Source organism: Brevibacterium sp. FME17 (assembly GCF_014897515.1).
Classification (GTDB): domain Bacteria; phylum Actinomycetota; class Actinomycetes; order Actinomycetales; family Brevibacteriaceae; genus Brevibacterium.
The window spans coordinates 1-11,790 of record NZ_JABUYD010000017.1; the positions used below are offsets into that span (position 1 = coordinate 1).

The 11,790-nt window shown below is 62.4% G+C and carries 9 protein-coding genes; 4 read left to right on the forward strand and 5 right to left on the reverse strand.

Annotation, left to right across the window (positions count from 1 at the left end):
• Window positions 1-24 precede the first annotated feature (24 nt).
• The 3 genes from INT40_RS14545 to INT40_RS14555 all read left to right on the forward strand — a co-directional run bounded on the left by INT40_RS14545 (window position 25) and on the right by INT40_RS14555 (window position 2,805).
• The gene (locus tag INT40_RS14545) at window positions 25-597 is read left to right on the forward strand and encodes an MFS transporter (RefSeq protein ID WP_226831408.1); all 573 of its coding nucleotides are present in this window, start codon (window positions 25-27) and stop codon (window positions 595-597) included.
• Window positions 598-658: 61 nt separating this feature from the next.
• Window positions 659-2,002, forward strand: coding sequence for an amidase (locus INT40_RS14550; RefSeq protein WP_164743294.1), 1,344 nt, complete (start codon window positions 659-661; stop codon window positions 2,000-2,002).
• 62 nt (window positions 2,003-2,064) lie between these two features.
• Window positions 2,065-2,805: a DUF1345 domain-containing protein gene (locus tag INT40_RS14555; RefSeq protein ID WP_226823967.1), complete on the forward strand. Its 741-nt coding sequence runs from the start codon at window positions 2,065-2,067 to the stop codon at window positions 2,803-2,805.
• 145 nt (window positions 2,806-2,950) lie between these two features.
• Here the strand turns inward: INT40_RS14555 and INT40_RS14560 are convergent, their stop codons facing one another.
• From INT40_RS14560 to INT40_RS14575, 4 genes are all read right to left on the reverse strand, one after another.
• Entirely contained in the window at window positions 2,951-4,417 is a 1,467-nt protein-coding gene (locus INT40_RS14560) for a lipase family protein (protein WP_164513922.1), read from the reverse strand.
• A 320-nt stretch (window positions 4,418-4,737) separates the two neighbouring features.
• Window positions 4,738-6,180, reverse strand: a complete 1,443-nt coding sequence (locus INT40_RS14565) for a purine-cytosine permease family protein (RefSeq protein ID WP_096159461.1) — start codon at window positions 6,178-6,180, stop codon at window positions 4,738-4,740.
• Window positions 6,181-6,380: 200 nt separating this feature from the next.
• On the reverse strand, window positions 6,381-7,520 hold the full coding sequence (locus INT40_RS14570; RefSeq protein WP_096158051.1) for an acyl-CoA dehydrogenase family protein: 1,140 nt from the start codon (window positions 7,518-7,520) through the stop codon (window positions 6,381-6,383).
• 4 nt (window positions 7,521-7,524) lie between these two features.
• The gene (locus tag INT40_RS14575) at window positions 7,525-8,694 is read right to left on the reverse strand and encodes a CaiB/BaiF CoA transferase family protein (RefSeq protein WP_096158052.1); all 1,170 of its coding nucleotides are present in this window, start codon (window positions 8,692-8,694) and stop codon (window positions 7,525-7,527) included.
• Between the two features lie 332 nt (window positions 8,695-9,026).
• Between INT40_RS14575 and hutU the strand changes: the two genes are divergently transcribed.
• Entirely contained in the window at window positions 9,027-10,793 is a 1,767-nt protein-coding gene (hutU, locus tag INT40_RS14580) for a urocanate hydratase (protein ID WP_096158053.1), read from the forward strand.
• 108 nt (window positions 10,794-10,901) lie between these two features.
• On the opposite strand, the gene INT40_RS14585 is transcribed toward hutU, so the two are convergent.
• Entirely contained in the window at window positions 10,902-11,783 is an 882-nt protein-coding gene (locus INT40_RS14585) for an SDR family oxidoreductase (RefSeq protein ID WP_096162494.1), read from the reverse strand.
• Between the last annotated feature and the right edge of the window lie 7 nt (window positions 11,784-11,790).

The following is an 11,790-nucleotide window of genomic DNA, read 5'->3' on the forward strand; positions in this document are numbered from 1 at the left end:
GACCGATGAATAGCAGCCACGCCGCTGGCACGAACACTTACAGGACACGCGCTAGTCGGGTCGAACACACTGTTCTACATCGCCAGCGTCTATCTATTGTCCTATGCCCCGGAGTCGACGGAACTAACAAGGGGAGAGGTGCTTCTGGCTATTGCCATAGGTGCATCTTTCGACGTCATTGCAATACCTCTAGTCGCGATATTCGCGGACAGGCACGGTAAGCGGACGATGATGCTGGTGGGAAGCATCATCACAGCATTGGCAACGATTCCTATCTTCTTGGCAATCAATACGGGGACATTCATTGGAGCGATCATCGCTATGATCATCGCCTTCCCGATTGCGCATTCCACCGTGTACGCGACCTCCTCGGGCTTCATTTCCGGCCTGTTCAAGCCGAATGTGCGGTACACCGGAGCATCGATCTCCTACCAGGTGGGAGGACTGATCTCTTCCGCACCCGCACCACTGATTTCGGTCCTTCTCTATACGACGTTCCAATCTTGGGTCCCGGTCGCGCTCTACCTGATCGCTGCGAATCTGTTGGCCGCGCTCTTCGTGCTGTTGGCGAAGCGAGATCGGCCGACCCATGTCTGAATCTGAGGAGACACGTATGTCCGGGAATTTTGGAGCAGAATCATCTGGCACGATGAGGAGCGTGGGCGAAACCAACGGAGCGCAAGGGGAGCAGGGTTCAATGCAGAGCCTCGAACAGACACTGGCTGCAGTCGAAGGAATCGGTCGAGACCTCAATGCCGTCACCTCGGTGATGGGCGATCGCGCACGCACCCTTGAGAAGAAGTCAGCGGAGCGTGCCGCTGCCGGTGAAGAAGCACGAGCTCTCGAGGGCATTCCCTTCGCGGTCAAGGACGTCATCGATGTGGCTGGATTCCCCACGACGATGGGGTCGAACGTCAGCAGTGGACCCGACCCGAGTGCATCGGCTCCGGTGGTGAGTCTCTTGGAGCGCGCCGGTGCGCTGCCGGTGGTGAAGACGAACTGTCAGGAGTACTCCTACGGCATCCTCGGTGATGAGAGTGCTTTCGGGCGAGTCATCAACCCGGTTGACCCCGCGCTGTGCACCGGTGGGTCAAGCTCGGGGTCGGCAGCTCTCGTTGCTGCCGGAGTGGTGCCGTTGGCGCTGGGAACTGACACCGCAGGTTCCGTGAGAGTGCCCGCCGCCTGTCAGGGCGTCATCGGGTTCAAACCGACCTTCGGCACAGTCTCGGCCGAAGGGGTCTTCCCACTGTCGCCGTCCTTCGACACGGTGGGCCTGTTCGCACGAGACCTGCCGCTGCTCACCGCAGCCTTCAGGGTGATCTCTGGGAATGGGGCGGATGCAAGTCCTGCAGTCTCCTCACCTGCAGAGACGCCGAGGATCGACCTGAGCCTACTCAACGCGGCAGACGAATCGGCCGCGGGGGTACGAGCGTGGGCGAGCGAACATCTCAGTGGATCGGGGAAGGCAACGACCACCTCGGCGAACGTCGATTATCTGACGGAGCTCATTGAGCGGGGGATCGACTTCTATGACATTGTGCGCCGCTATGAAGCCTATGTTCTGCACAAGCAGTTCCTGGATGACCAGGGCGAGCAATACCAGCCAGGCGTCTGGGCGAAGATCCTATCGGGCCAGAACATCACCGAGGCCGAGTATCAGTCCAATGTGGCTTCCTTGGAAGAACTTCGGGCTACCGCCGAATCGTTCTTCGACGACGTTGACTTCATCATCACGCCTGCCATGGACGGTGAAGTGGCTGCGTGGGATGAGCTCGGACCGGAGTCTGCCGCGAAATTCATGCGCTACTCCTTGCCTTTCAACGTTCTCGGGTGGCCGGCAGTGACGTTGCCGATCGGAGCAACCGTGGGGGAGGCCCAGAGCCGCATGGCAGCTGGGGCCAACTCACCTGGGTCGGCCAAGCCGGCGAAACCCGAGTCGGTGCAGATCGTCGGCCCACCGCGCAGCGACGAGAGACTGCTCGAATTCGTCAACGGGCTCTGATCGGGTCTCGGCTACGCTGAAGACAAATTCAGCAGCCACGAACGAAGCGGAGCCGCCCCGTCATGAGGCCCACGCACAGCCAGATGATCACGATCACCGACGATATGCGGGCGAACGTGGCGATGGTGCCAGCCCTGGTCGTCGGCCTCGTGCTCGTCCTGGGCCTCGACTTCAACCCGCTCGGTGCGGAGGCAGGGCAGCTGGGGGATGTCGTTGAAAAGCTCATCGCGATTTTCCTCTTCGCATGGCCGATCTTCGCGCTGATCTATCTGCTGTGGACTCACGCCGGGCTGCACGAGCTCGACGAAACCGAGCTCATAGTGCACTCGCGCTGGGCGCTGGCTCGCAAGCGGCGCTGGTGGTCGCGATACTTCAGCAACGGCGGGGCCGTGTCATGGGCGACTTTGGCTGCGTACGTCGCGATCGTGCTCAACATCTACCTCGTCACCATGGGCTCGGACGGGAGCATCGTCCTATCCGTGATTCTCGGGCTGGCGAACGTGGTCGCTTCGTGGTCGGTCATGGTGTACTCGTTTGCTCTGGAGTTCATGCGACTCGACCTCGGCGGAGGGGGAAGCCTCGGCGCCAGGCAACTCGAGTTCGACATGCCGGAAGAGCGGGCATTCGGTGACTATCTGACGTTCGCGGTGCTGTCCTCGACGATGACGGCAGCTCTGCCAGGGCGAGCAATCACCCGCGAGGGATGGAAGATGGTGCGCAGCAATGTCATTGTCGCCTTCGTCTTCAACTCGGTCGTCGTGGCGACGCTGGTGTCGATGTTCCTGTCCTACCTCAAGATCTGAGGAGTGTCTGACCGGCGCGGTCAGGCGAAGCGGTGCCTACCGACAAGTGCAGCGCACAACGAAAAGTGCGGTGCCGCCTGCTTAGTGAACAGGCGGCACCGCACTTCATGGTGTTGGTCTTGAGGGTCAGCTCATTGTGCTGTCCTCACAATCTCCAGCAGCTGTCAACGGGTGCCTTGCCGTCGAAGGTGCGATTCGTAAACAACTCGACGCGAGGCAGCGAGGCGATGTAGCCGCCGATGTGCGTCGGGCCGAGATTGCCCTCGAACGCAACCTTGTGGCCGGCGTCGCACCATTTCGAGGCCAGTTCTTTGCCCAGTTCGAAGGGCACGACGTCATCGAGGCGGCTGTGGTTGACGAGGACCGGGATGTCTGGGATCTCGGCATCTCCCAACCGCTGCTTATCGGCAACATCCATGAACTTCTCTTGGACGAGGTCCTGGAATGAACTTCCGTCCTTCGTCAGAGTGCTCGTGTCGAGGAAGGCGTTCGACAGGACTGCTTCGATCGTGCACTGGTTGGAGGCGCTTTCGACTCTGTCCAGGCCTTCCTGATTGAGGAATTCAGTCAGGTCGACATCTGCCTGATCGGCGAACGAGGAGACTCCGTAGAGCAGGAGTCCTGTCTGCATGCTGGAGAGGCCGGAGACCGTCTTGTAGAGGTCCGTCGGAACGGCACCCGCCGAGGCGGAGGCGAGGCTGAGGTCTGGCGCCCAGTCATCCGCGAGTTCCAATGCCGCGGTCGTGGCATGTCCGCCCTGCGAGTAGCCGCGCAGCTGAAGCTTCGTGTCTTCATTGATGGTGCTGCCTTCGACGTTCTGAACTGCCTTGGCCGCATCGAGGACGGATCGACCTTCCTCCACGCGGTTGAGGTAGCTGTGTGCGCCTTCGGTGCCGAGCCCGACATAGTCGACGACGAGAACCGGACGCTTCGCCGCCAACGCAGAGGTCACGGAGATGCCCTCATATTCGGTGCCCATTGCCATCTGCCGGCTGGGAGCGCATTTATCGGCGATGCCCTGCGTGCCAGGTGAGATGACGACAGCGTCTTTCGCGTCGCCCTCCGCACCTTCCGGGGTCAGCAGCGTGGCAGTGGCCGCTCGTGCTGTGCCCTTTTCGTCGGTGGTCTTGTACATATACGTCGTGGACTTCGCATTGTGCTCAATGAGCTTGATGGGATCGACGTAGAACTTCGACGGCGTCTGCTTGACCACGCCGCCGTTCTCCTCCGGCAACTGGTCCGGCGTCTGGTAGAAGTCCTCGGGGACGCCGGAGTCGGGAAGGTCTTCGAGCGCTGCTGCGTACTCGACATCAGCAGTGGAGATCTCATCCGACTTGTCGACGGCTGCCTTCGCATCCTCGACGCTGACGCTCTCTGGGACATTGCTTCTGTTCAGGGAGTCCGAGTCTTCGGCCTGCCTGTCCTCGATCATGCTCTTGGCTTCGTCTTCGCTCTGCGGGACCAAAGATTGTGCCTGGGCGGGTGCCGACACTGTGCCAAGTGCGAGTGTCAGCCCGGTGATGGTGGCAGCGCTCAGCATTGCGAAGCGTCGTGCGTGTGGAAGCGTTCTATGACGGGACGTGCCCATATGTGTCTGGTCCTGTTCTGTCATGTGTCTCGGCATTGAGAATGCGCGAACAGTTGTGGTGTCGCCGACCGACGGGACAAGTGTGCCCGTCCTTCCGATCGTCTCTGATGCAAGGCCTGTATGGTGACAGGCATCACAATCCTACTCGAGGGTAGAACTTATCAGTAACATTTCTTATCGGTCAATCGAGAAGCGCGAATGTGCAGGTGGGCCAGTCGCCGGGTGATACCTGTCGGCAGACATTTCAAGTCAGGCTGAGTAGGTTGCAACCTACTCAGCCTGACTTGAAATGTGCATTTTCCGCATGCACTCGCGATGTTCCCGCTGCTGCGGTGACTCCAGCTTTAGCCTCGGCTGCGCTGGGCGTCCAGTGCCTCCACATCCGGGTAGATGGTCTCCGAGGGGGCAACGCTGCGGTTGCGGAGCATGAAGAAGTAGAGGAGGAATGTCACCACGATGCCGACGATCCACGAGATATCTGCGCCGCCGAGCTTCTCGACCATGGGTCCGGTGTAGAAGGACTGGGCGAGGAACGGAATCTGCACAACGACACCGACTCCATAGGCCACCAAGGCTCGCCAGTTCCACTTGCCGTAGCGGCCCTTGTGGTCGTAGAAGGCGGGGATGTCGAAGCGGTCCTTTGAGATCAGGTAGAAGTCGGTGAGGTTGATGATGCTCCATGGAGTGAAGACCATGAGCAGGGCGAGGACGAAGTTCTTGAAGTTCGCGAGGAAGTCCTCCGACGCCAACAGCGCCACAAGCACGGTCAGGGTGACGATGCCGATGACGAAGACCGCACGCGTCCAGCGACGGATGTTCGTCTTCTCCCCGAAAGAGGTGAGGATCGTCAGCGTGCACATGAACGCACCGTAGGCGTTGAGCGTGTTGACGGTGAGCTTGCCCAGCAGGATGACGATGAAGATGAGGAGCGCGTAGACGCCTCCGCCGACGATGTCACCGACGAAGCTGACCTGGTTCTCGACGAATGAGTTTCCGGTCTCGGTCATTGCGGCAGCGCCGATGAGGGCGCCCAAAGTCATGGACCACTGTGACCCGATGACCGAGCCGCCGAAGGTGAACCAGAAGGTCTTCGACGCCGGGGTCGAGCGCGGCAGGTAGCGCGAGTAGTCGGCGACGTAAGGGCCGTAGGTCAGCTGCCAGCCCACAGACAGCGCGATCGCTGAGAGAAATGCTGGAAACGCGAAGGACGAGTTGGAGATCAGTCCGGGAACGTCGACCTTGGTGAACACGCAGTAGGTGATGAAAAGGAACCCGAGCAGGCCCGTGACTGAGGAGATCCGGCCGAGCACGTGGATGTACTTGTAGCCCAGCAGGGCGACCGCAGCGGTCAGCGCGCCGAAGATGACGATGCCCACTGCCGGCGTATCGACGCCGATGATGAGGTTGACGGCCTGGCCGGAGAGTACTGCACCGGTCGAGGCGAAGCCGATGTACATGAGCACGACGAGCACCAGCGGAATGATCGCCCCGATGATGCCGAACTGAGCTCTGGAGGAGATCATCTGCGGCAGACCCAGTTGTGGGCCCTGCGCGGAGTGGAGGGCCATGACGATTCCGCCGATGATGTTGCCGATGAGCAGGCCGATGATGGCCCACAGCGCATCGGCACCGAAGACGACGGCGAGTGCTCCGTCGACGATGGCGGTGATCTGGGTATTGGCGCCGAACCACAGCGTGAACTGGGAACGTGCGGTGCCGTGACGTTCATTGTCAGGCACCATTTCGATGGATCGTTTCTCGATCCCCGAATTGGATGAGCTCGCCATGGGTTTCTCCTTAGAATGATGAATCAGACCCAGTCAACACCCGAAATCAGAGCGATACGAGACCTGAGTCACACAAACTGTCCGACATATCGGATCATCGCGGTCGTGGAATGAATAGTGGGGTTCATGGGCGAATCGATCACCCTTGAACCCCGAACTGATCGTATTCCGATGCAGGTTTCGGGTCTGTTTCGACGGGTTCAGTTCGACAGCGACCTGGCGATGATCGTGCGCTGGATCTCCGAGGAACCCTCATAGATGCGGTAGATCCTGGCATCGCGGACGTAGCGTTCGAGCGGGAAGTCCCTGGTGAAGCCGTAGCCGCCGTGGATCTGCAGCGCCTCGTCGGCGATGAACGCGGCAGCCTCTGACGCAGCGAGCTTGGCTGTGGCCGAGGACCTGGTGAAGTCCACCTCAGCGTCCCTCTGCTCTGCTGCGTCCATCGTCAGCAGCCAGGCCGAACGGTACTTCGTGTACATGTCCGCAAGTTTGAAGGCGATGCCCTGCAGCCGGTTGAGGGGCTTGCCGCTGATCCTGCGCTCGCCGGCCCAGGCCACGGCTGCGTCGAGGGCGGCCTTGCCGATGCCCAGGCTCATTGCCGCGACCTCGATGCGGCCCCGGTCGAGGACGCGCATGGCCGTGGTGAAGCCTTCGCCCTCGACGCCCAGCAGTGCGTCATCGGGCACGATCGTGTCGATGACGAATTCGTAGACCGGGCTGCCGCGCAGACCCATGGTCTTCTCCGGAGGATTGAAATCCAGCCCCGCCGAGGCGGCCTTGGTGTCGACGATGAATGCACTGATTCCCTTGTGCCCGGCCTCGACATCAGTCTTTGCGTAGACGACGATGAAGTCGGCGAATCCGGCGTTCGTGATGAAGCACTTGGTGCCCTTGAGATGCCACCCGCCATCGACCTTCGTCGCCTTCGTCGACATCTCAGCAGGATTGGATCCCGCACCCGGTTCGGTCAGTCCGAAGGAACCGATGATCTCACCGGCGGCGGCCCTGGGCAGCCAGTTCTCGCGCTGGGTATCGGTGCCGCCGAGCAGGATCGAGTCGGTGGCGAGGAACTGTGCGGTGATGATCGACGCCGTCGAGGCGCACGCCTCGGTGACTGCGGCGACCATCTGACTCATCGCCACGGACCCGACGCCGGGCCCACCGAATTCCTCGGGCAGGTTGAGACCGAGGACCCCCACCTCGGCGAGGGTCTGCAATGTTGTGTCCGAGACGCGTTCGTTCGCATCCGCGGCCGCGGCCTGCGGGGCGAGCACGTCCCTGCTGATCTGTGTGACGGCGGCGACGAGTTCCTGCTCGTCCGCGCTGATGTCGAATCCCATGGTCCTACTCCTTCGTCGGTTCTGCTGAACGGGGTGCGTCAGTTCGTTCTGCGCTCAGCTCGTCATTGTGCTCGCCGAGGTGGGGCACCGGAAGCGCGGATGTCGGCCTGACACCGTCGACGAGGAGGGGGTGGCGCAGGTGCGTATGACAGGTGCGGGCATCGGTGGTGGTGAGTCCGCGGCCGTCGGTGATCGGTCCGTTGACCGCCTCGGCGAAGTTGAGGACGGGAGAGTTGGGAACTCCTGCCGCGTCGAAGATCGCGCACAGCTCGGCCACCGTGTGACCGGTGGTGAACTCCTCGATCTCGGCGCGCAGGGCGTCATCGTTGTCCGAACGGTCGGAATCGGTGGCGAAACGCGAGTCGAGGACGAGTCCGGGCTTGCCGAGCGTGGCCGAGAGGACGCCGAAGAGTTTGTCGTTGGCCACGGCGATGACGACGAGACCGTCTGCAGCGGCATAGGTGTCGAAGGGTGCGGAGATCGGGTGCCGGTTGCCCACACGGTTCGGTGTCGATCCGGCGGCGTGGATGGCCGTGTTCGTCGGCTGCATGGCAAGCATGACGTCGAGCATCGGGATGTCGATGTGGGAGCCCTCGCCGGTGGTCTGGCGGTGGAAGAGCGCGCTCGAGACGCCGAAGGCGGCGAAGACTCCGGCGGAGACATCGGCGATGGATTCGCCCACGCGGGTGGGGGAGCCGTCCGGGAATCCAGTGGACGACATGAGTCCGCTCAGGGCCTGGATGACGGTATCATAGGCGGGCCGTTTCGCCTGTGCGCCGGTCTGTCCGAAGCCGGAGATCGAGGCGTAGACGATGTCGGGTTTGACCGCTTTGATGTCCTCGAAGGACAGGCCGAGCTTCGCAGCGACCCCCGGCCGGAAGTTCTCGACCACGACATCGCAGGTGCGGATGAAGTCAAGCAGCTGCGCATGCTGCTCGGTATCCTTGAGATCGGCCTCGATGGAGCGTTTGCCCCGGTTGAGCGACGTGAAATACGTCGATCCGGTGTCGGTGAAGGGGCCCAGGTGGCGTGAGTCGTCACCGTGGCCGGGCATTTCGATCTTGAAGACCTCGGCGCCCTGATCGGCGAGCATGGCTGTGGCATAAGGGCCGGCCAGCACGCGGGAGAAGTCGGCGACCCTGACCCCGCTGAGAAGTTGCTTCGTTGCGTTCATGCTCTTCATCCTCTGCGGGGAAGACAGAGGAATACAACGCTCTCACCTCGAGTTTCGTCCGAGGTGTCGGATTGTCTGTGGAGTCGCCAGTCGGCTATCCAGTGCTGTGGAGGCATGGACCATGGCTGGCGAGACTCAGTGTTGAGGCACACCGACACCGCAGTCCGAAATGTCGGACAGAACTTGATCCAGGCCACTATCGCTTTTCCGCGCAGAGGACAGAATGGGATGTGTAGTCAGCGATGACAATGAGGGGGATTGGCTCCCGCTCGCCATGATCCGAACATGAGAATCGTTCCGCTCCGTCAGACAGAATGAAGAAGGAGAGTCACATGACCAGCGTCTCCGAAACCTCGGGCACCTCCAACTCGAGCACCGCAGCGACGAAGCCGTCGTTCACCCAGCACGATCCCTCACGCGTGATCCGCGCCGATCGCGGCACCGAGATCACCGCCAAGAGCTGGCAGACCGAAGCACCCAAGCGCATGCTCATGAACAACCTCGACCCCGAGGTTGCCGAACGTCCCGAAGACCTCGTCGTCTACGGCGGCACCGGTCGTGCGGCTCGCTCCTGGGAGGCCTACGACGCGATCGTGCGCACCCTCGATGACCTCGAGGATGATGAGACTCTGCTCGTTCAGTCGGGCAAGCCGGTCGGTGTCATGCGCACCCACGAATGGGCACCTCGTGTGCTCATCGCCAACTCCAACCTCGTCGGCGACTGGGCCAACTGGGAGCACTTCCGCGAGCTCGAGGCCGAGGGCCTGATGATGTACGGCCAGATGACTGCCGGCTCCTGGATCTACATCGCCACCCAGGGCATCCTCCAGGGCACCTATGAGACCTTCGGCGCCATCGCCGACAAGCGCTACAACGGCACCTTGGCCGGAACCCTGACGATCACCGGCGGCTGCGGCGGCATGGGTGGGGCCCAGCCGCTGTCCGTGACGCTCAACGGCGGCGCCTGCCTCATCATCGACGTCGACAAGACCCGCCTGGACCGTCGTAAGTCCAAGCGCTACCTCGACGAGGTCGAGACCGATCTCGACACCGCACTCGCCAAGGTCATCGAGGCCAAGAAGAGCAAGCGGGCCCTGTCCGTGGGACTCGTCGGCAACGCCGCTGAGATCCTGCCGATGATCCTCGACCGTCCTGAGGCCGCAGAGGTCGACATCGTCACCGATCAGACCTCGGCGCATGACCCGCTGTCCTACCTGCCCATCGGCGTCAGCGTCGATGACTGGCACGACGAGGCCGAACAGGACGCGGAGAAGTTCACCATCCGCGCCGAAGAATCCATGGCCAAGCACGTGCGTGCCATGGTCGAGTTCCAGGACCGCGGGGCCGAGGTCTTCGACTACGGCAACTCGATCCGCGACGAAGCCCGCAAGGCCGGCTACGAGCGCGCCTTCGAATTCCCCGGCTTCGTCCCGGCCTACATCCGCCCGCTCTTCTGCGAAGGACTCGGACCCTTCCGCTGGGTCGCCCTGTCCGGTGATCCCAAGGACATCGAGGTCACCGACAAAGCTCTGAAGGAACTCTTCCCAGAAAACGAGCACCTCCACACCTGGCTCGATGCCGCCAACGAGTACGTCGAGTTCGAAGGCCTGCCGGCACGCATCTGCTGGCTCGGGTACAAGGAGCGTCAGCAGGCCGGTCTGCTGTTCAACCAGCTCGTCGCCGAAGGCAAGATCTCGGCCCCGATCGTCATCGGCCGCGACCACCTCGACTCCGGCTCGGTCGCCAGCCCCTACCGTGAGACCGAATCCATGCTCGACGGCACCGACGCCGTGGCCGACTGGCCGCTGCTCAACGCCATGGTCAACACCTCATCGGGTGCCACCTGGGTGTCCATCCACCACGGCGGCGGAGTCGGCATCGGCCGCTCCATCCACGCCGGTCAGGTCTCCGTGGCCGACGGCACCGAGCTCGCTGCGAAGAAGCTCGCCCGCCTGCTCACGAACGACCCGGGCATGGGCGTCATCCGCCACGTCGACGCCGGCTATGACCGTGCCGCCGAGGTCGCCGAAGAGCGCGGCATGCGCGTTCCGATGATCCCGGAGCTCGACAAGCGCGACGAGGAGTCCGCCGCGCAGTGAGAAGCACGGGGTGGTTCCGCGCTGAGGTGACTCTGCAAAGGCGTGCGTGAGTACTTGTGCCCAGCGACCTGTCCAACGCGGACGCCAGCGAGCTGCCCCGGCGCGGCCTCAGGCATCGAGGAAGAGGTCGAGCTCGAGGTCGTCCGGGCCATGGCCGACCGTGCCTGACTTCGACTCATCGTGGGCATACACGAAGAGGTCGGTGATGCCCTCGCCAGCCAACACCTCGTCGTCGATGAAGAAGTTGCCGGTGACCTCGCGTGGGTCGCTGGTGAGGACGGCCCAGGCCGCATCCGCCATGATCTCCGGCGTCCGGCTGCGGGCGACCATCTCTTCTCCGCCGAGGAGGTTCGCCACTGCGGCCGTGGCGATCGTCGTTCTCGGCCACAGACTGTTCGCCGCAACCCCGTCGCCGCGAAGTTCCTCAGCCAGCCCCAGGGTCACGAGCGACATTCCGTACTTGGCCATGGTGTAGCCGAGGTATTCGCCCGCCCACCGCGGATTGAGATTGAGCGGTGGCGAGAGCGTGAGGATGTGAGCGGCCGTGGACTTCCGCAGGTGCGGCAGTGCGGTCTTGGCCAGGAGGAACGAACCTCGTGCATTGATCGACTGCATGAGATCGAACTTCTTCATCGCCAGATCGTCCGTCTTCGACAGGTCGATCGCACTCGCGTTGTTGACGACGATGTCGATCCCGCCGAATGTCTCGGCTGTCCTCGACACCGCCTCGGCGACAGACTGTTCGTCGCGAACGTCACCGAGGATCGGCAGTGCGTGACCGCCGGCCTCGTCGATCTGATCCGCGGCGGTGTAGATGGTGCCCTCGAGCTTCGGGTGCGGTTCGCCGGTCTTGGCCAGGATGGCAACATTGGCGCCGTCGGCGGCCGCACGCAGGGCAATGGCCAAGCCGATCCCGCGACTGCCGCCGCTCATGAGAATCGTTCTGCCTGCAAGACTTCGTTCGCCGCCGAGGTTGGTGTCAGTGGTCATGGTGTCT